General features: G+C 45.9%; 22 protein-coding genes. 17 read left to right on the top strand and 5 right to left on the bottom strand.

Translation table 11 applies throughout. From position 1 onward, the window contains the following. Nucleotides 1–39 precede the first annotated feature (39 nt). From VC82_RS07850 to VC82_RS07835, 4 genes are all read left to right on the top strand, one after another. On the top strand, nucleotides 40–1056 hold the full coding sequence (locus VC82_RS07850) for an acetamidase/formamidase family protein (protein WP_052699090.1): 1017 nt from the start codon (nucleotides 40–42) through the stop codon (nucleotides 1054–1056). Between the two features lie 35 nt (nucleotides 1057–1091). Then, the gene (locus VC82_RS07845; RefSeq protein WP_045801885.1) at nucleotides 1092–1850 is read left to right on the top strand and encodes an SDR family NAD(P)-dependent oxidoreductase; all 759 of its coding nucleotides are present in this window, start codon (nucleotides 1092–1094) and stop codon (nucleotides 1848–1850) included. Between the two features lie 121 nt (nucleotides 1851–1971). After that, a complete protein-coding gene (locus VC82_RS07840) occupies nucleotides 1972–2448 on the top strand; it encodes a hypothetical protein (protein WP_045801884.1) in 477 nt (158 codons plus the stop codon). A 116-nt stretch (nucleotides 2449–2564) separates the two neighbouring features. Then, complete coding sequence (locus tag VC82_RS07835; RefSeq protein WP_245615856.1) at nucleotides 2565–3197, top strand: VIT1/CCC1 transporter family protein; 633 nt, start codon at nucleotides 2565–2567, stop codon at nucleotides 3195–3197. A 13-nt stretch (nucleotides 3198–3210) separates the two neighbouring features. Here the strand turns inward: VC82_RS07835 and VC82_RS07830 are convergent, their stop codons facing one another. Then, nucleotides 3211–4032 (bottom strand): ZIP family metal transporter, encoded by an 822-nt coding sequence (locus tag VC82_RS07830; RefSeq protein ID WP_045801883.1) that lies wholly within the window; start codon nucleotides 4030–4032, stop codon nucleotides 3211–3213. A gap of 1 nt (nucleotide 4033) precedes the next feature. Further along, the gene (locus tag VC82_RS07825) at nucleotides 4034–4690 is read right to left on the bottom strand and encodes a metal-dependent transcriptional regulator (protein WP_045801882.1); all 657 of its coding nucleotides are present in this window, start codon (nucleotides 4688–4690) and stop codon (nucleotides 4034–4036) included. 237 nt (nucleotides 4691–4927) lie between these two features. Here VC82_RS07825 and VC82_RS07820 point away from each other — a divergent pair, with 237 nt between their 5' ends. From VC82_RS07820 to VC82_RS07810, 3 genes are read left to right on the top strand one after another with little or no spacing between them, the layout of a single operon-like run. Then, the gene (locus tag VC82_RS07820) at nucleotides 4928–7135 is read left to right on the top strand and encodes a TonB-dependent receptor (protein WP_245615854.1); all 2208 of its coding nucleotides are present in this window, start codon (nucleotides 4928–4930) and stop codon (nucleotides 7133–7135) included. Between the two features lie 23 nt (nucleotides 7136–7158). Beyond that, nucleotides 7159–8292, top strand: coding sequence for a lycopene cyclase family protein (locus VC82_RS07815; protein ID WP_313777690.1), 1134 nt, complete (start codon nucleotides 7159–7161; stop codon nucleotides 8290–8292). Nucleotides 8293–8339: 47 nt separating this feature from the next. Further along, on the top strand, nucleotides 8340–9218 hold the full coding sequence (locus VC82_RS07810; RefSeq protein ID WP_045801879.1) for a hypothetical protein: 879 nt from the start codon (nucleotides 8340–8342) through the stop codon (nucleotides 9216–9218). Here the strand turns inward: VC82_RS07810 and VC82_RS07805 are convergent. Beyond that, complete coding sequence (locus VC82_RS07805) at nucleotides 9215–10189, bottom strand: polyprenyl synthetase family protein (RefSeq protein ID WP_045803327.1); 975 nt, start codon at nucleotides 10187–10189, stop codon at nucleotides 9215–9217. The two genes, VC82_RS07810 and VC82_RS07805, sit on opposite strands and share 4 nt — an antisense overlap. Before the next feature lie 172 nt (nucleotides 10190–10361). Here VC82_RS07805 and VC82_RS07800 point away from each other — a divergent pair, with 172 nt between their 5' ends. The 6 genes from VC82_RS07800 (at nucleotide 10362) to VC82_RS07775 (ending at nucleotide 18268) form a co-directional block, all read left to right on the top strand. Beyond that, entirely contained in the window at nucleotides 10362–10895 is a 534-nt protein-coding gene (locus VC82_RS07800) for an RNA polymerase sigma factor (RefSeq protein ID WP_045801878.1), read from the top strand. Nucleotides 10896–10912: 17 nt separating this feature from the next. Then, entirely contained in the window at nucleotides 10913–11338 is a 426-nt protein-coding gene (locus tag VC82_RS07795) for a hypothetical protein (RefSeq protein ID WP_052698962.1), read from the top strand. A 195-nt stretch (nucleotides 11339–11533) separates the two neighbouring features. Continuing rightward, nucleotides 11534–12139: a TetR/AcrR family transcriptional regulator gene (locus tag VC82_RS07790; protein WP_045801877.1), complete on the top strand. Its 606-nt coding sequence runs from the start codon at nucleotides 11534–11536 to the stop codon at nucleotides 12137–12139. Continuing rightward, nucleotides 12140–13504: a TolC family protein gene (locus tag VC82_RS07785; protein ID WP_045801876.1), complete on the top strand. Its 1365-nt coding sequence runs from the start codon at nucleotides 12140–12142 to the stop codon at nucleotides 13502–13504. It abuts the gene before it with no gap. Beyond that, complete coding sequence (locus VC82_RS07780) at nucleotides 13501–14691, top strand: efflux RND transporter periplasmic adaptor subunit (RefSeq protein ID WP_045801875.1); 1191 nt, start codon at nucleotides 13501–13503, stop codon at nucleotides 14689–14691. The genes VC82_RS07785 and VC82_RS07780 overlap by 4 nt, the downstream gene beginning before the upstream one ends. Nucleotides 14692–14764: 73 nt before the next feature. After that, nucleotides 14765–18268 carry an efflux RND transporter permease subunit gene (locus VC82_RS07775; RefSeq protein ID WP_045801874.1) on the top strand — a complete coding sequence of 1168 codons (3504 nt, stop codon included), beginning with the start codon at nucleotides 14765–14767 and terminating at the stop codon, nucleotides 18266–18268. Between the two features lie 55 nt (nucleotides 18269–18323). Here VC82_RS07775 and VC82_RS07770 read toward each other — a convergent pair whose 3' ends face one another. After that, nucleotides 18324–18674, bottom strand: coding sequence for a toxin-antitoxin system YwqK family antitoxin (locus VC82_RS07770; RefSeq protein WP_045801873.1), 351 nt, complete (start codon nucleotides 18672–18674; stop codon nucleotides 18324–18326). A 286-nt stretch (nucleotides 18675–18960) separates the two neighbouring features. On the opposite strand from VC82_RS07770, the gene aspS reads away from it, so the two are divergent. The 4 genes from aspS to VC82_RS07750 all read left to right on the top strand — a co-directional run bounded on the left by aspS (nucleotide 18961) and on the right by VC82_RS07750 (nucleotide 23089). Then, nucleotides 18961–20709 (top strand): aspartate--tRNA ligase, encoded by a 1749-nt coding sequence (aspS, locus tag VC82_RS07765; protein WP_045801872.1) that lies wholly within the window; start codon nucleotides 18961–18963, stop codon nucleotides 20707–20709. 58 nt (nucleotides 20710–20767) lie between these two features. Beyond that, nucleotides 20768–22558, top strand: coding sequence for a chloride channel protein (locus VC82_RS07760; protein WP_045801871.1), 1791 nt, complete (start codon nucleotides 20768–20770; stop codon nucleotides 22556–22558). Continuing rightward, nucleotides 22555–22812: a hypothetical protein gene (locus tag VC82_RS07755; RefSeq protein WP_045801870.1), complete on the top strand. Its 258-nt coding sequence runs from the start codon at nucleotides 22555–22557 to the stop codon at nucleotides 22810–22812. The genes VC82_RS07760 and VC82_RS07755 overlap by 4 nt, the downstream gene beginning before the upstream one ends. An 82-nt stretch (nucleotides 22813–22894) precedes the next feature. Next, on the top strand, nucleotides 22895–23089 hold the full coding sequence (locus tag VC82_RS07750; protein WP_045801869.1) for a cold-shock protein: 195 nt from the start codon (nucleotides 22895–22897) through the stop codon (nucleotides 23087–23089). Between the two features lie 91 nt (nucleotides 23090–23180). Here VC82_RS07750 and VC82_RS07745 read toward each other — a convergent pair whose 3' ends face one another. Next, complete coding sequence (locus VC82_RS07745) at nucleotides 23181–23630, bottom strand: nucleoside deaminase (protein ID WP_045801868.1); 450 nt, start codon at nucleotides 23628–23630, stop codon at nucleotides 23181–23183. Between the last annotated feature and the right edge of the window lie 27 nt (nucleotides 23631–23657).

Here is a 23657-nt window from a genome sequence, read left to right as displayed (position 1 = left end):
ATTTGTAATTTGAACAAATCACCTGAAAACCACCTGAAAATGAAAAATCCAACCTTTTTTTTGGCGTTTCTACTGATAGCCTTGATGTCTTCGTGCCTTCAAAAGGAAAAATCCACAGCTGGTGATGAGCCGATAGTACAATTGGATACGCTTGTCATTCAGCATACCTTGACCGCTAAAAATACGCATAACAAATTCAGCAACGCCATAGCTCCCGTGCTTTCTGTAAAATCTGGAGCCGTCATTGAAGCCTTTACAAAAGAGGCAAGCGATGGGCAATTTAACATGAACTCTACCTTGGGGGCATTGGATTCATTGGATTTTGGGCCCATACATCCCTTGACGGGCCCTGTATTTGTGGAAGGTGCCCAACCCGGGGATGTACTGAAAGTGACCTTACAAAAAATTGAATTGGGTGATTGGGGCTGGAACGCCATCTTACCCGGCTTTGGCTTTTTGGCCGATACACTGGACGTCAAATATTTAAAGCTTTACAAACTCGGAAAGGATTGTGAGAAAGTGATGTTTACCGACGATATTGCCATTAAGCTGAACCCCTTTCCGGGGGTGATGGGGGTAGCGCCCGATACATCAGAATTGTTGAACACCATACCGCCACGGGCCAATGGTGGCAATATGGATGACCCAAACATGACCGAGGGCACCATCATGTATTTTCCTGTTTTTGTAGAAGGGGGGCTGTTCTCCATAGGCGATGGGCATGCCGTTCAGGGGCTGGGTGAAGTCTGCGGCACCGCCATCGAGTGTCCACTGAGGATTGTATGCCAGGTTGAAGTTCTGAAAAACAAATCTATTTCAGAACCCCAATATGAAACTGAAGCGTATTACGCCACTACCGGTTTTGGGCCCACCATTGACGAAGCCGCCAAAAAAGCGACCCTGTATATGGTTGATTATTTAAAAGAAGAGCAAGGTCTTTCTACTGAAGAAGCGTATGCTTTATGTTCCTTGCAGGGTGATTTACAGATTGCCCAAGTGGTTGACCTTCCCAATATGTTGGTAACCATGCACATGCCAAAGTCAGTCTTGAAATAACATAATTACTAATCTAGCCTTGTAGAGAAAAAACAATGAACTTTAACAACAAAAAAGTATTGATCACCGGAGCTTCCCGCGGTATCGGGAAAGCCACCGCATTGGCCTTTGCTGAAAAAGGCGCCCAAGTGGGCATCAACTTCATAAATAATGTGGAAGAGGCCAAAAAGACATACGCTGAATTGTCTGGCGAAGGCCATCGCCTTTTTCAAAAAGACATTTCCAAAAAAGAAAACTGCCAAGAACTTATTGAGGAGTTTGTGGATGCCTACGGTCAGTTGGACGTGCTGGTCAACAATGCCGGTATTTCGATTTTTCATGAAATTGACCAGGTCGATTTTGGACATTGGACCAACGCATGGGAAAACACGTTTCAGACAAATCTATTTGCAGCGGCCAATCTCTGCTATTGGGCAGCACAGGCCATGACGAAAACAGAAGGCGGTAGAATTGTGAATGTATCTTCCCGTGGGGCTTTTCGTGGCGAACCGACCAAGCCTGCCTATGGCGCAAGCAAAGCGGCACTGAATGCCATGAGCCAATCGTTGGCAAAAAAGTTGGCACCCCACAAAATTTATGTGGGTGTGGTGGCCCCAGGATTTACCGAAACCGAGATGGCCGCCCAGACCCTGACGCCAACCGAACGTGAGAATCTCTTACGAGAGTCGCCCTTTAAGCGCATGGCAAAACCTGAAGAGGTGGCCCACGCCATTCTTTTCTTGGCTTCAGAGGGTGCCGAATATTCTTCGGGGGCCATCATCGATGTGAACGGAGCAAGTTATTTGAGGAGTTAAATAAGGTATTTTGTTTACTTTGTCATTTCGAACCGAGCTGGCGAGTGTGAGAAATCCCGTAAACATATTCTAGATTTCTCAATCGTCATTTCATTCCTCATTTCGAAATGACAGAAAATTTATGAAACCCGCAACCATATCCCAACTCAAAAAAGAACTGCTACACCGCAATCCCGAGGAGTTGTTACAGCTTTGTCTGCGATTGGCACGTTTTAAGCTCGAAAACAAAGAACTGTTGACCTACCTACTTTTTGAGTCTGATGATGAGCAAGGGTATGTCGAAAGGGTAAAGTCACAGTTGGATGAACAATTTGCCGACATCAATGCCACCAACTATTACTATATCAAAAAAAGCATCCGTAAAATCTTAAGGGGCCTTAAAAAATATATTCGCTATTCTGGAAACAAAGAGACCGAAGTGGAGCTACTTCTGTATTTCTGCCGGAAATTGGATGAATTCCATCCTTCCATCCATAAAAACAGAACCCTGGGCAACCTTTACCAACGGCAACTCGAAGCCCTCACAAAGAAAATCGGGGCACTTCACGAAGACTTGCAGTTCGACTACGGATCGGCCCTGAAAAAATTGACCCATTGACTACTGCCCATGAACGAGCCTGTACATGACGAAATGGTTGCGCACCAAAAGACAAAGCTCTTTAAACGCTTTGAGAAGTACTTGGGCGAATTCGTCTATGGCGCATTGACGGCTGTGTGACCACCTTTGCCGTGGTGGCCAGTTCGGTCGTAGCAGGATTGGACAGTTCCATTATCATCATTCTTGGGTTTGCCAATCTGTTGGCCGACGGTTTTGCCATGTCCATCGGGGCATCCCTCTCGACCCGGTCTGAACAGGACAACTACAAAAAACACAGGCAAGTTGAATACTGGGAAGTAGAAAACCTGCCGGAGGCCGAAAAGGAGGAAATTCGTGAAATCTATGCCGCCAAGGGTTTTAAGGGCGAGTTGTTGGAAAAGGTCACAGAGGTGATTACCAGCAACAAAAAGGTATGGGTCGACACCATGATGAAAGAAGAACTGCAAATGACACACGAAGACCGCTCGCCGATATGGATCGGCGGGGTCACCTACATTTCGTTCATTTCAATCGGACTGGTTCCATTGCTCATCTACGTCATCGATTACTTGATGCCTTTGGAATATCACCTTTTTACCATTGCTTCTATCTTGACCGGCCTCGGCTTTTTGGTCATTGGCTGGCTAAAGGCCTTTGTCAACCAGACTTCAGCGGTCAAGGGTATTGTAGAAACGCTGGCGTTGGGTACTATCGCCGCTATGGTCGCGTTTTATGTGGGTGATTTTCTAGAGCGCATGGTTGTTGGATAAATTCTGTTTTCCATCACCCCAACCCCACATCCAATGTCATCATAATGATAAAGCCCCCTATAAATCCCATGGTGGCGATGTCGGTATATTGGTCTTGCTGGGTCTCGGGTATTACCTCTTCGACCACAACAAAGATCATCGCTCCGGCTGCAAAGGCCAAAGCGTAAGGTAAAATAGGCTCAAAGGTCAGTACGGCCCATGCACCGAGTACGGCAGCAATGGGTTCTACTAGGGCAGAGGCTTGACCGTACATCCAGCTTTTTCTTCTAGAAAGGCCATGCCTTCTCATGGGTACGGCCACGGCGAACCCTTCGGGAAAGTTCTGCAATCCGATACCCAGGGCCAAGGCCACTGCACCCCCAATGGTCGCGCCCTCAAAGCCCGAGGCCACACCACCGAAAAGTACCCCAACGGCCAGCCCTTCAGGAATGTTGTGCAGCGTAATGGCCAATACCAACAGCGTGGTACGGTGCCAAGGGGTTTTGACACCCTCGGCCTCATCCATCTTAAAGTTGATGTGCAGGTGGGGCAAGATTTTATCCAATCCGAAAATAAAAGCCGCTCCCAACAAAAAGCCGACCGCAGCGGGAATGACTTTTACGAAGCCCTCTCCCTCGCTCATTTCGATGCCCGGGGCCAACAAACTCCAAAAACTGGCCGCTACCATCACGCCCCCTGTAAAGCCCAGCATCCCGTCCATTAGGGCACGTTTCGGGTTTTTGAACAAAAAAACAAGGCCGGCACCCGCCGCTGTGAGGCCCCACGTAAAAAGGGTGGCGTAAAAGGCCGCCAAAATAGGGTCAATATTTTCAAAATAATCGATTACCTGTTCCATATCAGTTATCCGTTTTTACGTAGAGGTTGTTAGCAATTTGATGGGAAATATGCAATTGTCTGCCCTCTATTTCGATGTGCAACGAGTCGTCAAAATCCTCTTTTTCGAGCACTTGTATCTCGTTGCCCAGGGCAATGTCGTTCTTGTCCAAGAATTTTAGAAAAGAAGATGAGGTATCCTTCACCCCAACACAGATGCCCTTGGCGTTGACGGGCAGTTCGCTCAGCAATTGTTTGTCACGTTCTTGAAACTCGCCGCTTTTGGTGGGTATGGGGTCGCCATGGGGGTCATATTTTGGGAAATCCAACAGTTCATCGATCTTGTCTATCAATTTCTCGCTTTTGATATGCTCTAGCTGTTCGGCCACTTCATGGACCTCATCCCAGGTAAAGTCAAGTTTTTTGACCAAAAAAACCTCCCACAGTCGATGCTTCCGGATAATACCCAAAGCGGTTCTAACGCCCGTTTTGGTCAGCGAAACGCCTTGGTATCTTTTATAGTGCACCAACCCTTTATCGGCCAGTTTTTTGGCCATATCGGTCACCGACGAGGGCTTGGTCTCCATCTGCTCGGCAATGGCATTTGTTGAGATGGGTGTCGCTTGGCTCCCACCCAAATGAAAAATGGTTTTCAGATAATTTTCTTCCGAACGGGTCATAATTCTTTTCTGTGGATGTCAGTTCAATAGCCCTCGAGAACCTTAGTACCAACTACACTTCTCGACTGTGCTGGATGTACCAAAATTAACGTTTCCCAAAAATACATTTTTATTTATCAAAATCAATTTTTAGATTTGTCTAAATTTTTATTTCAATAAAGGTAAATTAAAGTGAAAAGGGCCGTACTTATTTTATTGATAGGCATTTGTTGTAAAGGCTGGTGCCAGACAGGTTCGGTGCAGGGACTGGTAACCGAGGACGGTACTCCAGTGCCCTTTGTAAACCTTTTTTTGAAAGGGACTGAAAAAGGGGCTTCTTCAGATGAAAATGGCTTTTATTCCATAGAAAAAATAGCGTCCGGCAATTATGTGCTCGTCGCTTCGGCCATTGGATATGAGCCTTATCGAAAGGCACTCAAAATCAATGCTGGGGAAACCCTGACGCTGAACATCAAAATGACTGCCTCTGCCCACAACTTAAAAGAAACGGTAGTGACCGGCACCCTGAAACCCGTGAGCCGTCTTGAAAGTGCGGTGCCCGTAGAGGTGTATTCGCCCACTTTTCTGAAAAAGAATCCAACCCCCAGTGTTTTCGAGGCCTTACAAAATGTGAACGGGGTGCGCCCCCAGATCAATTGCAATGTCTGCAACACAGGCGACATTCATATCAACGGTTTGGAGGGCCCCTACACCTTGGTGTTGATCGACGGTATGCCCATTGTCAGCGGTCTGGGCACTGTGTACGGCCTTTCGGGGATTCCCAATTCACTTATAGACCAAATCGAAATTGTCAAGGGCCCCGCCTCCACCCTTTACGGAAGCGAAGCCGTGGGCGGGCTTATCAACATTATCACCAAACATGCCCCTGCGGCACCCGAATTTTTTGCCGATGGGTTTGCCACTGGCTGGGGCGAATACAATTTCGATGTGGGTACAAAATTCGGGCTCGGCAGAAATGCCGATGTGCTTTTGGGCATCAATTACTTCAATTATGATGTACCCATCGATAACAATGGCGACAACTTTACCGACGTGACCCTGCAAGACCGTATCTCGGTCTTTCAAAAATGGAACTTTAAACGACCAGATTCGAAAATCTTCTCTTTGGCGGGTCGTTTTTTCTATGAAGACCGATGGGGCGGTGAAATGCAGTGGACACCTGAATTCCGCGGCGGTGATGAAATCTATGGCGAAAGCATTTACACCAGACGTTGGGAGGTCATCGGCAAGTACCAATTGCCCATTGAAGAAAAGATGCTGTTCTCAATGTCGTACAACGATCACCATCAAAACTCGGTCTATGGCAATGTGCCCTACCTCGCCGATCAGCGTATCGGATTTGCACAATTGACCTGGGACAAAACATCGGGCAACCATGATCTGCTATTTGGCAGTGCCATCCGCTACAATTATTATGATGACAATACCCCGGCCACCGCAGATTTGAGGGGGAATGAACCTGATGAAGTGGTGATTCCCAGCTTATTTGTACAAGACGAAGTAACGCTGGGCAAAAAACATTCATTGCTCACCGGCCTACGCTATGATTACGACACGCGCCACGGCAATATTTTCACGCCTAGGGCTGCCTATAAATGGAAGATATCCGACCACGATATTTTTCGTATCAATGCCGGGACCGGATTTCGGGTGGTCAACCTGTTCACCGAAGACCATGCGGCCCTGACAGGCGCACGTGAGGTGATCATCGCCGAAACACTGAAACCCGAACGTTCGGTCAACCTCAACGTCAATTATCTTAAAAAGATATATGCCGACAACGGCACCTTCTTTGGCATTGATGCCTCGGCCTTCTACACCCGGTTCTCAAATGTGATACTGCCCGATTATGATACCAATCCCAACCAGATCATTTATGACAATTTGGATGGAAAATCAGTATCAAAAGGCATTTCTGCCAATTTGGATCTCGTATTGCCGAACGGACTCAAATTTTTGGTCGGGGCCACTTGGCAAGATGTCCGCAATACCGAGAAGGGCGTGACCCAACGGCAGATCTTGACCGAGAGCATTACGGGCACCTGGAATGTTTCCTATACTTTTCGCAACCTCGATCTAAGTGTCGATTACACTGGGAACCTCTATGGCCCTATGCGACTGCCCCTCTTGGGTGAACTGGATCCCAGACAGGAGTTTTCGCCGACCTGGAGCATACAGAACATTCAGTTCACCTATAAGGGCATCAAAGATTTCGAAGTTTATGGCGGTATAAAAAACCTGTTGGATTGGACGCCCAACCGTGGCAATCCCTTTATCATTGCCCGGGCCCATGACCCGTTTGACAGGGAAGTGGAGTTTGACCAGAACGGTAACGTCATGGCCACGCCCGACAACCCTTACGCACTTACCTTTGACCCCAGCTATGTCTATGGCCCCAATCAGGGCATTCGGGGCTTTTTTGGGGTGCGGTATACCGTTTTCTAATTCGTATTTTTGGGCCCATGCCCATGTACGATTATATCATTATCGGGGCCGGTGCCTCAGGCCTTTTGTTGGCCGATGCCCTTGGCAGCGATGCTTTTTTTCAAGGAAAAAAGATTTTGTTGTTGGATAAGGATTCCAAACAGCAAAATAACCGTACCTGGTGCTTTTGGGAAGCAGGCGACGGTGCCTTTGATTCCATACTTCACAGAACATGGCCAAAAATCCACTTTGCCGGTAGGCAAACCACACTGCACGAAGGCATTGCCCCATACACTTACAAAATGCTTCGGGGCATTGATTTTTACCGTCATTATTTGGAAAAAATCAATGGCTATGAAAACATCTCTTTCACCAACGATGAAGTAATCTCGGTAGCCGAAACAGAAGAATCGGTACGAATCAATGGCAAAAAAGAAACCTATTCGGGCAAGGTTTTATTCGACAGCCGCTTCGATTATCGAGATTTGAACATGCAAAAGAAGTATCCTGTGCTGCAGCAGCATTTTTTGGGATGGTTCGTCAAGGTAGACAGACCTGTCTTTCTGCCCAATGAGGCCACTTTTATGGACTTTTCCATTCCACAAAAAGGCAATACCCGTTTTATGTACGTGCTGCCCTTTTCAGAAACGGAGGCTTTGGTCGAATACACCTTGTTTTCTGAAACCGTATTGCCAAAGTCAGCATACGAATTAGCCATCAAAAGGTATTTGAAAAATTTGAACGCTGGCGGTTATGAAATTTTGGAAACAGAGCAGGGCAACATTCCCATGAGCTGTTATGATTTCTCAAAGGAAAATACCAATCGAATATTGAAAATTGGCATAGCAGGGGGCTGGGCAAAACCCAGTACGGGGTATACCTTTTACAACTCGACCAAAAAGGTCAAAAAACTGGTCAAATACCTGAAGATGGGCAAACCACTTTCACAGTTCCAGAGAAAAAACCGTTTTTGGTTCTATGACCTGTTGTTGCTTGATATTTTGCACCGCGACAACAGTTTGGGGCAAGCCATTTTCGAGTCGATGTTTACAAAAAGGAGTCCAAGATTGCTACTCAAGTTCTTGGACGAGGATACCTCGCTTTGGGAAGATATTCAAATCATCATGGCCTGCCCCAAATGGCCTTTTTTGAAGGCATTGTTCAGAAGACTTCTTTAGCACCTAGCCCTCAACAATTTTAAACGGGTCATTTCGTTGTAATTGGGATGGCTTTTTGCAAAATAAACATTCGAGACCCATTTCTTTTGTTGCTGTTGGTTGCACAGTTCTCATGCACTGATACAGAATCGGCACCAGAAATTGACGATACTAAAATCAATTTTGAGTTTCAAGACGGCTTCGAGACCGATAACGATGATTTTCAGGAGCTTTTCCCCTCAGACAATTCCCGCTGGACCACAACACAGATCATCAGTCCGAACGCAGCACAGAATTCCCTCGATATTTCTATGGTACAAGCCAGTGGGGGATATCAATCATTGCACATACAATCAAGAAAATCAGACGGGATACTTTCTAAAGCCGATATCGAAAAAGGTGGGTTCACTGCACCCGAAAACAGTACGGTAATCATTGAAGCAGACTTTTATATTGATTCAGATACCAACATCGAAAACCTTTTTTTAATCGATCTCGAATGCTGCTCTTGTTGGGACCCATCGGTGGAGGCCGACGCCTCAATTGACGGCGACAACAAATGCCCAGGGGTGCGGTTGGTAATGTCGGGCGGCAATGATTACCTTTCGATTGAACGTGGTAAGATAGCCGGTTCAACTTTGGCACAAATCACTTTTCCTTTTCCGCGAAAAGAGTGGGTAACGGTACGTTGGCAGATGCAGCTTTCACCCAATGACAATGGTACGAACCAATTGTTCATCAACGGCCAACAAGCACTTTCTGAAACGGCAAAGAACTTGCCCAATGCAGAAATTTTCAAACAGGTGTTTGCGGAGAACGGAATTAATTTTGAACTTCAAGAGCCTGTGGCTTACGAACGTGTTCAGATCGGGGCAACTGCCAACCCCAATGCTGAGGACCTTGAAATCTACGTTGATAATTTTTCGCTGAGCATCACCAACGACTAAAACGTACGCTGCATCAAATTTCTTCCAAAATCCTCGAAAACCTTTTTATCAGCTTTCTCTGCGGTAATCCTATCCAACGCGTCAAAAGCCCTCTGGGTGTATTCTTCAATTTCTTTATCGGTGGCCTCCATTGCCCCACTTTTTTTGAAAATTTCTTTTACGGCCTCAATTTTTGAGGCAGGGTCATGGGCTTGGTGAGCGAAGAGACCGGTCAACGTTTTTCTGTCGGCCTCAACAGATTGTTCGAGGGCTTTTAGGTACAGAAACGTTTTTTTGTTCTCGATGATATCGCCCCCCACTTGTTTGCCAAATGTTTTGGGGTCGCCAAAAGCATCCAAAAAATCATCTTGTAATTGAAAGGCAATACCGAGGTTGCGGCCAAACTCATAGATCAGGTCTTGGTCTTTCTTTTGCGCACCTGCCACGATGGCCCCCATTTTTAGGGCTGCCGCTATCAGAACCGCCGTTTTGTATTCGATCATGGTGAGGTACTCGGCAACGGTTACATCGTTTCTCGTCTCAAAATCAATATCGTATTGCTGCCCCTCGCAGACCTCCATGGCGGTCTTGGAAAACAACCCGAGCAACTGGTTAAAAACCGGACTTTTATAACCTTCAAGAAATTGATAGGCGTTGATGAGCATGGCATCGCCCGAAAGTATACCGGTATTGATGTTCCATTTTTCGTGCACCGTGGGCTGGCCCCGTCGCAAGGGGGCATCGTCCATAATATCATCGTGCACCAACGAAAAGTTATGGAATACCTCAACAGCCATGGCAGCCGGCAACGCATGGTTGTGGTCACCGCCAAAAAGGTCGCAGCCCATTAAGGTCAAAACAGGCCGCAGCCGCTTTCCGCCCAGACCCAAAATATAGGCAATCGGACGATACAGGTTTTGCGGCTTCTTGACCTTGGCATGGGCTTCAAGATAGGCCGTGAAAACGGTTCGGTAATGGTCTAGGGTGTGCATTTTCATCGTCTGCCAAAAATACACTGAAAAAACTATAAACTCTTTACCCGCTATTATTTTGCGCTGTCACTGTAACGCAAAAGCCCTTAGGCCCACCAATAATTATGCCCAGAAATGCAATGGTTTCAAAAACCATCGTCTTTGTATATGAAGGCCGGCCAAAAGCTGTCAAATGACCACGGATCAAGAAAACCATAAAAAACTGACCGATTTCTTTGCGGATGAGTACCAATCGCTCAAAGGATATGTTCAGTCAAAGATCAACAGCACCGTAGAAAGCGATGCAGAAGATGTGGTGCAAGAAGTGGCCTTGAAACTGTTCTCAAGAACCAATGCTTCGCCCATCGACAACATTGCCGGGTTTGTCTATCAATCAATCCGTAACAAAATAATAGACCTGATGCGCACCAAAAAAGAAAGATTATATGACGAAAAGGCCCTTGAGCAGGTGTGGACAGACTTTGCGGAGCTCTTTTACGGTACGTCAGAAACGGAATATCCCGAACATTTGACCGAGCACCTGAAACAGGCCGTCATGTCGCTAAAACCCGTGTACAGGGATATCATTTTGGCAGTCGATTTCGAAGGATATACCTATAGGGAAATCGCCGAAGAGACCGGTATTCCGCAAGGCACGCTGATGTCACGAAGACACCGTGCCTTGTCACTATTGCTGAAAAATCTCGAAAACGAAACAACGATATAAACTAAAAAAAAAGAAACATGGAAACTAGAAACCACATCGAAAAAAGAGTAGCGCACAGAGTCAAGTACTATGTGACATCGGCCTTTAAAGTCTTCTTCATGATCATTATGGCCCTATTGTTCGCCCTATTGATAGGCTATGTGGTCATGTGGTTATGGAACTGGTTGATGCCAGAGCTCTTCGGCCTCAGCACTCTTACCTACTGGCAAGCTGTCGGTCTGCTCTTACTGGCCAAAATATTCTTTGGCTTCGGAACAGGTGGGCCCGGCAAAAGCAGTAGAGGCAAAAAAACAAAAAGACATCTGCACAAAGAAAGGTGCGGACAGTTAAGGAGGGACTTTTCTGAATGGAAACTGTACGATGAGTTCTGGAAAGAGGAAGGTCAGAAAGCCTACAAGGCCTATGTAGAAAGAACCAATAAAAATGAAGGACAAGACCAGTAGGCCCCATAAACGGCACGCGCCCTTTAGGGGCTTTTACAACAGCGATGGTAAAAAGCCCCTGATGCGGTCAAGGCACATACTATTTTTGCGGCGCTTCGGTGATAAACCAAAAAAAGGTGATCTGCGTTAAAAAAATGTAAAACTTTGGAAACTTTTGTGGTTTTTAAAGTTTCCAACAGTATTTTTGGCGCTCCAATGAAAGAAAAAATTTTACACAAAGCCACTGAATTGTTTCTGAACCTCGGGTTCAAGAGTGTTACCATGGATGATCTGGCCCATGAAATGGGCATTTCCAAAAAGACCATCTATTCGCATTTCGAGAACAAGACCAAGTTGGTCGAGGCCACTACTATGCACATATTCGAGCACATATCGTGTGGCATTGACCATATATGCTCACTGCATAAGAACCCCATTGAAGAGCTTTACGAGATCAAGAAGTTTGTCATGTTGCAACTGAAGAACGAGAAGGCCTCGCCCCAGTACCAACTGCAGAAGTATTACCCGAAAATTTTTGAAGGTCTGAAGCGCAAGCAGTACGAGGTAATGCAGCATTGTGTGGTCAACAACATATACACTGGTATCGAGCAGGGCATCTATCGAAGCAATCTCGATGTCGAATTTGTGGCCCGCATCTATTTTTCAGGTGTCTTGAGCCTAAAAGACAATGAACTGTTTCCCCAAGAAAAATTCTCTATGCAATACTTGATGGACAATTATCTGGAATACCACCTGAGGGGCATCGTTACCCCAAAGGGCAGAAACATACTCAATTCAATCATCAATTCAAACCAAAAATAAATGCGAACTATCATACTTGTAATAGTACTGTCAAGCACATGGTGGTCATCGGTACACGCCCAAGAAGAGCAGTACCGTTTTAGCCTAGAGGAGGCCATTGCCCACGCACTCGAAAACAACTACAGTGCCGTCAATGCGGAGCGTGATCTGGTCGATGCACAAAAGCAAAAATGGGAAACCATCGCCACGGGGCTGCCACAGATCAACGGTTCGGTAGGCTACCAGAACCGATTGAAGCAACAGGTAGTGCAGCTGCCCGGCGAAATAGCAGGTGGTGAGCCAGGCACCTTTGTCGAGGTGGTTTTCGGCCAACCGCAACAGATCACCGCCACGGCCACCTTGACACAACAAATTTTTGACGGCTCTTACATCGTCGGGGTACAGGCAACAAAGGCATTTCTAGATTATAGCCAGAACAATAAAGAGAAGACCGATCTCGATGTCAGAAAGGCGGTGATCGAGGCTTATGGCAATGTGCTTTTGGCACAAGAGAGTGTCGCCATTCTTGAAAAGAACAAAGAGACGCTCAGTAAAAACCTATTCGAGACCAAAAAAATCTATGAAAACGGTCTTGGTGATGAAGAAAGTGTAGACCAGCTACAGATTACCCTCTCTTCAATCGAAAGCCAATTGAAAAATGCCCAGCGGTTAGAGAAAATCACCTTGCAGATGTTGAATTTGGTGATGGGGCTTCCCATCGAGACCGAAACCGAATTGACCGAAAATTTGGATGCCCTGACACAAGAAAAAATAAGTCTTGGTCTCTTGGATACTGAATTCAAGATTGAAAACAACGTTGATTACCAAATTGTTCAGAACCTTAACGAGCAGCGGTATTTTGAACTCAAACTAGCCAAAAGCCGTGCCCTGCCCACGCTTAATGCGTTTGTAAATTACGGTGGGCTTTCGTTTAGCGACCGCTTCAACTTTTTTGACCGCGACCAGCCTTGGTTCGGCTTTTCAACCGTCGGCGTTGATTTGAGCATTCCCATATTCAGTTCGTTGAAGAGAAGCGCGAGCACCCAACGTGCCAAGATAGCCTTTGAAAAGGCCAAGACCCAACTTACCGAGGCCGAAGAGCGAATTCGCCTTCAACTTGAAAGTGCGAAGAGCAACTATATACTTGCCATTGAAGAATATGCCACCTCAAAACAAAATCTAGAACTGGCCGAACGTATCGAAAAAAAGAACCAGATAAAATATGCCGAGGGCATTGCCTCCAGTTTTGACCTAAGACAGGCCCAAACACAGCTATACAACGCACAACAAGAATATTTACAGTCGATGGTGAATGTCATCAACAGCAAAACCGAACTTGAAACCGTACTCAATCAACAAATAGAAAATCAATCCATCAAAAAATGAAAAAAATACTCTCCCTAACAATCGTCTCCACCCTATTTCTGGTTTCATGCGGAAACAAAAGTGACTCCATAGACGATGTGGTTGCCAGCAAAGACCTTGAAAGCATTCGCGCTAAGCGCTCTGAAGTAGCGGCACAACAAAAAGCATTGGAAGAAAAGATCCAATTGCTTGATTCAGCCATTTCAGAATTGGACGACAACGCCAAGCTACCCTTGGTCAGTGTATTTGAGGCCAAACCTGAAAAGTTTGAACACTATCTTGAACTTCAAGGCGATGTAATGACCGACCAAAACGTCTTGATCTACCCCGAAATGCCAGGCACCCTGTACCGTATTTATGTACAAGAAGGGCAAAGAGTTGCCAAGGGGCAGTTATTGGCATCCATTGACGATGGGGGCCTTTCAAGCCAACTGGCACAGCTAAAGACGCAGGCCGAACTCGCCAAGACAACCTTTGAGCGCCAAAAGCGCCTGTGGGAGCAAAATATTGGGTCTGAGATTCAATATTTGCAGTCAAAGACAAATTATGAGGCGCAGCAGAACGCCGTTAAGCAATTGGAAAGCCAACTGGCAAAATCACAGATTCGCGCCCCTTTTTCGGGCATTATCGACGATGTGATCAAAGACCAGGGCACCGTGGTGAACCCGGGACCCGGTTCAGAGGTATTCCGTATTGTAAACCTTTCCGATATGTACATTGAAGTTGAAGTGCCCGAAAGACACTTGAACAATGTTACCCCCGGCAAATCGGTGCACGTATACTTTCCGGTGTTGGGCGACAGTGTAACCACCAAGGTCCGGCAAACGGGCAATTATATCAATCCCAGCAACAGATCTTTTTCCGTTGAAATACCGATACCCAACAAAGACAGTAAAATAAAGCCCAACTTGACTGCCAAGGTAAAAATCAACGATTACACCAACGAACAGGCCATATTGATCCCTCAGAGTGTCGTTTCAGAAAACGCAGCGGGTGAGCAGTATGTCTATGTCATAGCAAAAGATAGTTCATCTGAGGAAGTCGTTGCCAAAAAAGTAATCATCGAAACTGGGAAGACCCAAGGAGATTACCTAGAAGTGTTGGCAGGTATTGACAATGGAAGCTTGGTCATTTCAGAAGGTGCCAGAAGTGTGCGCAATGGTCAAAAAGTAAAAGTTATAGATCCTGTGGCAGTCGGTGGTAAGTAGTCGATAGTCAATAGAACAACGTCCCAAGAAACAACAACCCCAAAGACTAAAGTCAACCGTCAAAAGACTAAAAATGGATAAGGCAAAAAAGAACGCGAATAAAGAATTCAGGCCATCGTCATGGGCCATTGACAACCCATCGGTCATATATGTGATGATCGGGCTTTTCTTGATCATTGGGCTGTCATCATATTTTTCGATGCCCCGTGAAGATTTTCCAGAGGTTGAAGAGACCAAAATCTATGTTAGTACCGTATACCCCGGCAATACCGCCGAGGATATGGAACGGTTGATTACCGACCCTTTGGAAGACCGGTTGAAAAACGTGAGCAATGTGGTCGAGATCACCTCTACCTCGCAAGAAGACTATTCGATGATCGTGGTGGAGTTCGATGAGGATATTGCGGTTGAAACGGCCAAACAAAAGGTGAAAGATGAGGTAGATGCCGAAAAGGCGGGCGAAGACTGGCCCATCTTCAATGGTGCAAAGGTCGAACCCAATGTTTTCGATTTGAACCTTGCCGAATCGTTTCCGATCATGAACGTGAACCTAACGGGCGACTATCCGGTAGAAAAACTCAAAGAGTTTGCCGAGTACCTTGAAGATGAGATTGAAGAACTGCCCCAGATCAAAGAGGTCGATATTCGGGGCGCCCAAGAAAAAGAGGTAGAGGTGGCCGTTGATGTTTACAAGATGATGGCTGCCAAGGTCAACTTTGACAATATCATACAAACCATCAGCAATGGCAACATGACCATGTCGGCCGGTAATCTCATCACCAGTGGCCAACGCAGAACCATCCGTATTTTGGGCGAGATAGAAGACCCCTCAGAACTGGAAGATTTTGTTGTCAAATCCGAAAATGGGGCCGTCTACCTAAAAGACATTGCCTCTGTCTCTTTTAAAGAAGAAGACAAGACCACCTATGCACGTGAACATGGCAAGAGTGTAGTGATGCTCGATATCAAAAAACGTTCGGGCAAGAATGCCATCATCGCGGCAGATTTAATACGCGAAATCGTCAAGGAATCGCAAGAAAACTATTTTCCGAAAGACTTGACGGTAACAATTGCCAACGATTCCTCTAGCCGTACGCTGAACCAGGTCGATGATTTGGTCAACAACATTATCTTCGGTATTATCTTGGTCGTCACGGTACTGATGTTCTTTTTGGGCTTCAGAAACGCCCTTTTCGTGGGCTTTGCCATACCCATGTCAATGTTCATGTCGTTCATGATTTTATCAGCCTTGGGCTTTACCATGAACACCATGATTCTCTTCGGACTTATCATGGGGCTGGGAATGCTGGTGGATAACGGAGTGGTGGTCGTGGAAAATGTGTATCGCTTGATGGAACAAGAGGGCATGTCCCGTATTGAGGCCACGAAAAAGGGGATCGGTGAGATTGCCTTTCCTATCATCATCTCTACCGCAACAACGGTGGCCGCTTTTGTGCCCTTGGGCATGTGGCCCGGTATTATGGGTGAGTTTATGATCTTTTTCCCCATCACCCTTTCAGTGGTATTGGGTTCTTCACTGTTCGTGGCCATCTTCATGAATTCCATGTTGGTATCGCAGTTTATGGAAATAGGCGAAAAGGAACTTACCAAAAAACAACTGATCCGACTCAGCATAATCTTGGGTGGTTTTGGTCTCTTTATCTTCGCATTTGGTGGCCCTGTTCGTGGTCTGGGCACCTTGATGATCGTGGTGGCCGGACTTTTCTGGATCTATAAATATTTTTTGAAGAAATGGGCCTTGCGCTTTCAAAAGACCATTTTGGTCAAGTTCGAGAACTTTTACGAACGGCAGCTTAAATTTGCCCTTCGCGGTAAAAATGTCTATTGGTTCTTCGGGTTGACCGCCCTGCTATTGATCATTGCCTTTGTTGGCTTCGGAATGTCGTTGGCAAGCCAACGTACCAAAGTGGAATTCTTTCCCGACAACACACCCAATGAAATTTATGTCTATATAGAATACCCTCAGGGAACCGACATCAAAAAGACAAACGAAATCACCAAATCCATTGAAGAAAGGGTATATGCTGTTGCCGATAGCGACCGTTATACCGATGGTGGCCACAATTTCTTGGTAGAATCGAGTGTTTCGCAAGTGGGCAAGGGAGCTGAAAACCCCTTTACCGAGGGAGGCTCGGCCGCAGAGATGCCCCATCGCGGAAAAATCACCCTTTCTATGCGTGAGTTCAAATATAGAAATGGGCTCGATACAGAAGAACTGCGACAGCGAATACAAGATACCCTGCAAGGGGTGTACCCCGGTGTGGTCATTTCTGTGGAAAAAGATGCTGTGGGGCCTCCGGCAGGCTACCCGATAAACATTGAAATAGAAGGGAACAACTACGATACGTTAATCAGTACCGCAGAGCGGATGAGAGATTTCATCAACAGCAAGAACATCGCTGGCATTGAAGAGCTGAAAATAGACGTAAACAAAAGCAAGCCGGGTATGCAGGTCATCGTTGACCGCCAAAAGGCCGGTGAACTCGGTGTTTCAGTTGGGCAGGTTGGGCAGCAATTGCGACGTTCGATTTTTGGCGATAAAGCCGGGGTCTACAAAAAGGATGGCGAAGACTATGATATCAATGTACGGTTCAATCAAGATTTGCGCTACAACAAAAGTATATTGTTCAACCAGAACATCATTTTTAGGGACCAGGCCACAGGCCAAATAAAGGAAATCCCCATTTCTGCGGTGGCCGACCAGCGTAACACCTCGTCGTTCAGTGCCATCAAACACAGAGATACCAGAAGGGTGGTCACGGTATATTCTGCCTTGAAACCTGGTTTTACCGATGCAGGGGCCATTGTGGCCGAGATCCAAAAAGAAATGGAAGAATTTAAGGGCTTGCCATCGGGTGTCAAAATAGATTATACCGGGCAAATCGAGGAACAGAACAAGCAAATGCAGTTTTTGATGGGAGCCTTTTTCTCAGGATTGGGATTGATCATGCTTATATTGATTTTCCAGTTCGGGGGCGTTTCAAAACCAGCCATCATAATGACCGCCATCTTTTTGAGCTTTATCGGGGTTTTTGGAGGCCTGATCATCACAGGCTGGCCCTTTGTGATCATGATGACCATGATGGGGATTATCGCGTTGGCCGGAATTGTGGTGAACAATGGCGTGGTCTTGCTGGACTATACCCAAATTTTGATTGATCGCAAAAAGGTTGAACTGGGCATACCCGACGATCAACTCTTGAGCCGTGAGCAGGTAACAGAGGCCATCATTCGTGGGGGCAAGGCACGATTGAGACCTGTAATACTTACGGCCATTACCACGGTATTGGGATTGATCCCGTTGGCCATAGGGCTGAACATCAACTTTGTTTCGCTGTTCTCAAAATTTGACCCACAAATCTATATCGGTGGCGACAACGTCATCTTTTGGGGACCGTTGGCATGGACGGTCATCTTCGGATTGATCGTGGCCACCTTCCTGACCTTGATCATCGTTCCGGTACTGTTCAATATTTCATATCGATTAAAACTCTGGTTACGAAGCAAGTGGAAAAAACAGACCGAAGAAAAACAAGCACTGAAGACGGCTGCATAAAAAAATCCCGGCAAAATGCCGGGATTTTTTTTATATCGTAATGAATATACAGGGGTCACTGTTTTATGACCACCCCTTCTGAGTCTTTGAGCTGAACCACACTGGCAATCCTGTTATCTGTAAAGTCTACTTCTTTGAGCATTTTGCCTTCCCAGAACAACCATTTGCCGGCTCGCTTGCCCATATCGTATGTGCCGACCGCAACCTTTTGGCCTTTTTCATCAAACATTTCCCATTCGCCATGCAGTTTTCCATCTTTATAATACCCAGTTTGCGCAATTTCACCATTATTGTGGTAATAAGTAGCTTTTACCATGTCTCCCACCTTTTCAAAGGTAGGCTTGTTATCTTGAGCATATATACAGATTGAAAACACAAAAGCTAGAAATAATAATGTTTTCTTCATGATAGATATGTTTTAGTATTCTCAGATTATTTACATTAACGTATCAAAGTTATAGATTATTTTACACTTATCAAACTTTAATCTAACATTTTGTTTACATTAAATTTACATTAAACTCTTATCTATCTCATTTTAAAACTTTTAAATAATTACACTTATTGTTTGTTTTCGCTTTGTTTGCAAAATATTCGAGAAACATAAACGGCCTACGGCTGACTGCACTCCCAAATTTGTTCTCGGATACAAGAAGCTAACTCATTACCTTTGCAAATCACAAAAATGAACTATGTACAGAAGCCATACCTGCGGTGAGCTGAGGGCATCGCACATCGATTCAGAAGTTACCCTATGTGGTTGGGTGCAAAAAGTACGCGATAAGGGTTTTGTTGTTTGGATAGATTTACGAGACCGTTATGGATTGACCCAATTGGTGTTCGATGAAGAACGGTCTGCTGCTGAACTGTTGGAAAAAGCCCGATCCCTAGGTCGTGAAACCGTTATACAAGCGAAGGGAAAAGTTATAGAGAGGGCCTCAAAACACCCCAATCTGCCCACTGGCGACATCGAATTGTTGGTCGCTGAGCTGACACTTCTGAACAAAGCGCTCTTACCCCCATTTACCATTGAGGATGATACCGATGGTGGTGAAGACATCCGTATGAAGTACCGTTATCTCGACATCAGGAGAAATCCCATAAAGAACAATCTTATCTTTCGTCATCAGGTGACCATGGAGGTTCGAAAATATCTCTCCGACCACGGGTTTATAGAGGTTGAAACACCCTATCTAATCAAATCGACCCCAGAGGGCGCACGTGATTTTGTGGTGCCGAGCCGTATGAACGAAGGCCAATTTTATGCCCTTCCACAATCGCCTCAGACCTTCAAACAACTATTGATGGTAGGGGGCATGGACAAATACTTCCAAATTGTAAAATGCTTTCGGGATGAAGACCTTAGGGCCGACAGGCAGCCCGAGTTCACCCAAATCGATTGCGAAATGGCCTTTGTGGAACAAGAAGACGTATTGAACGCCTTCGAGGGGCTTACGAAGCACCTTCTCAAAGAAATAAAGGGCGTGACTATTGATAGGTTTCCACGAATGACCTATGATGAGGCCATGAAAAGGTTTGGCAACGACAAGCCCGACATCCGTTTCGGAATGGAATTTGCCGAACTGAACGAAGTTGCTCAGCACAAAGATTTCAATGTGTTCAACTCGGCCGAATTGGTGGTGGGCATCGCCGTACCGGGCGCCGCTTCGTACTCAAGAAAAGAATTGGATGCATTGATAGATTGGGTAAGACGCCCACAGATCGGGGCCAAGGGAATGGTCTATGTAAAATGTAATGACGATGGCACCTTTAAATCATCGGTCGATAAATTCTACGACCAACAAGATTTGGCCGCTTGGGCCAAGCTGACAGGGGCCTCGCAAGGCGACCTGATTTTGGTGCTATCGGGCAATACCAAAGAGACCAGGGCCCAGCTGAGTGCCCTACGCATGGAGATGGCCGAGCGGTTAGGACTTCGAAAGGCTGATGAGTTCGCACCCCTTTGGGTCATCGACTTTCCGTTGCTGGAGCTCGATGAGGAAACAGGGCGCTACCATGCCATGCACCACCCCTTTACCTCGCCAAAACCCGGACAATTGGAATTGTTGGAATCTGATCCGGGCGCCGTTCGTGCCAATGCATACGATTTGGTGCTCAACGGAAACGAAATCGGTGGGGGCTCCATCCGGATTCACGATAAGGAAACCCAACAGATCATGTTCAGGCATCTGGGTTTTACGCCTGAGGAAGCAAAGGCGCAATTTGGCTTTTTGATGGAGGCCTTTCAATACGGTGCCCCACCGCATGGCGGTATCGCTTTCGGCCTAGATCGGTTGGTGGCCATTTTGGGCGGGCAAGAGACCATTCGCGATTTTATTGCATTTCCTAAGAACAATAGTGGGCGCGATGTAATGATCGATGCACCTGCACCAATCGACGAAGAACAGCTTAAAGAGCTGCATTTGAAGTTGGACAATTGAAGAATTCTCGCCTAGAGTAGTATTTTTAATACTTTTAAGGCGTTTCCATTCAACCCAAATGCCACAAAAAAAGAAATCGTTGCTCACTCGTTTTCTCAAATGGAGGTATAAGAATATCTCTAGCAAAACTTTTGTTCAGTTGTTGAGTGTGGTCGTGGGGCTCTTGGCAGGTTTGGCCGCTGTTACCTTAAAAAACCTGACATACTTTATTGAATCGTTGCTTGAACAAGGCATCATCTTTTCTGAAAATCAGCTCTATTTTATTTTACCGATGATTGGTCTGACCTTGGTCTACCTGTATGTAAAATATGTGCACAAAGAAAAACTCGACCATGCCATTTCGCACATTTTGTTAGCGCTTTCAAAAAAACGTGGCCTTATATCGCCCAAACAGATATACACCCCTTTGATAACCGCACCACTGACCGTAGGGTTCGGAGGTTCGGTGGGTTTACTGGGCCCTGCAGTGGCATCAGGTTCTGCATTGAGTTGTTCCCTGAGCCGGCTGATGCATATCGATGCCAAGACCCGCTCATTGTTGATTGCCTGTGCTTCGGCCGGGGCCATCGCCTCCATTTTTCAATCACCCATTGCAGCGATCATATTTGCGGTAGAGGTGTTCAGCCTTGACCTTACCATGCTTTCGGTACTTCCATTATTATTGGCCTCCATTTCGGGGGTTTTGACCTCTTATTTCTTTTTAGGGAACGAGGTGCTCTTCAATTTCTCCCTTTCGGAAGGATTTGACCTTAATGATACTCTTTTCTATCTGATACTGGGTGTCGGTACCGGAATGGCATCCATCTACTTTACCAAAATGTATTTTGGCATTTTAAAACTGTTCAAGCTGCTCCGCAGTCCGAAGTACAAACTGCTGGTCGGGGGCATTGCCATCGGGGTCATGCTCTATTTTATTCCCCCACTTTATGGTGAAGGTTTTGGTTTCATAAACAACTTATTGGATGGTGAACACTTAAAGGCGCTTGGCAATACCCCTTTTGATGAGTACACTGAAAACATTTGGGTGGTGATCGCCCTACTTTTTGGCATTACCATATTTAAGGCCATTGCCATGACCACGACCTTTGCGGCCGGAGGGGCTGGCGGCATTTTCATTCCCACAATGGTCATGGGCAGTGCCCTGGGAAATGTGGTGGCCAAGGTCATCAACAACGTGGGTTTTGGCTCTCAGGTCTCTGAATCGAACTTTACCCTAATCGGTATGGCCGGATTGATCTCTGGGGTAATACACGCCCCTTTGACCGCCATTTTCTTGATTGCCGAAATCACGGGAGGGTATCAATTGTTCGTTCCCTTGATGATAACCGCCTCTATTTCGTACCTTATAACCAGAAACACACTCGATTACACCATTTACACCAAAGAGCTGGCCGAAAAGGGCGCGTTGCTGACCCACAACAAGGATCAAGCGGTGCTGACCCTGATGGACCTTGATGAGGTAATAGAAAAGAATTTCAAGTCCGTAATGCCTGAAATGACCTTGCGCGAAATGTTGCACAAGGCGGTGGCAAAATCATCGAGAAACCTTTTTCCGGTGCTGGATGAAAGTGAAAAATTGGTGGGCATCGTACTGCTTGATGACATTCGCGAGTTTATGTTCAATGCAGAACTTTACGATACGGTGAAAGTGAAAAATTTGATGAACACGCCGCCTGAAAAAATCTTTTATGAACAAGATAGCATGAAAGAGGTCATGCAAAAATTCCAAGATAGCGGTGCATGGAACCTGCCCGTTGTAAAAGATGGCAAATACCTAGGTTTTGTGTCGAAATCAAAACTTTTAACAGCCTATCGCAGAGAACTTATCAATTATACCAAAGACGTATGAAGCTCAAATATATCATTATAGTTGTGGTCTTGGCCTCGATAGGGTCTATTATTTATGGGTTTACCATAAAAACCGAAGAACCCGGGAAAGCAGATAAGTATATAGGCATGGGAACGGTCGGCCTTTTTTTGGTGGCCATGCCCCTTTTCCTCATAAAAGAGAGCAAGGGGAAAAAAATGAAAGATTATATGCTGACCAAAGAAAACATTGACAAAATGAGAACGAAAGACAGAGATCGGTCTAAAAATCGATAATTTTATGGAAATTTACCCCGTTTGGTTCTTTTAACCGCTCAAAATGAGCTACTTTCGTACTTTAACATTTATTTTTTTACCCATGACCGGAACAGTTAAATTTTTCAATGGATCCAAAGGTTACGGATTCATTACCAATGATGAAACGGGCAAAGATATCTTTGTTCACGCCACCTCCTTGAACGGGGTTGAACTCAACGAAGGAGACAAAGTAGAATACCAAGAAGAAGAAGGAAGAAAAGGAATGGTTGCCGCACAAGTGCAGGTAATCGGATAACAATATTTTATTTTGGAATTTTTACATCCCGGCCCCGATAGCTATCGGGGCCGCGATTTTTTTGCCTTGCCGAAAACCGGGGCGGCTTCCGCTAGTTCAAGTTTCTCTTTTGTATAAAGAACCGTTTCAACATATCGGCGGCCTCATCTTGCAGCACCCCGCCGACCACCTCTGTTTTGGGGTGCAATGAGGTGCCCATAACGTTAAAGCCCCGCTCTAGGTCGGCGGCACCATACACCACTTTTGAAATCTGGCTCCAATAAAGTGCCCCCGCACACATTTGACAAGGCTCCAAAGTCACGTACAGGGTACAGCCATGAAGATATTTTCCTCCCAAAAAATTAGAGGCCGCCGTAATGGCCTGCATTTCGGCATGGGCGGTTACGTCATGCAGTTTTTCGGTCAGGTTGTGCGCACGGCCGATAATTCGATTGTTGACCACCACCACGGCCCCCACAGGAACCTCACCGCTTTGGTAGGCGGCTTCAGCCTCTTGCAGGGCCTTCCTCATGAAGTATGCATCATCGAACGGATTGATCAATTTAGCCAAGTTCGTTTTATTTAGGGG

This window comes from Flagellimonas lutaonensis, from assembly GCF_000963865.1.
Lineage (GTDB): Bacteria > Bacteroidota > Bacteroidia > Flavobacteriales > Flavobacteriaceae > Flagellimonas_A > Flagellimonas_A lutaonensis.
Note: the sequence above shows the minus strand (reverse complement) of the source record. Positions and strands in the feature narration are given on the sequence as shown.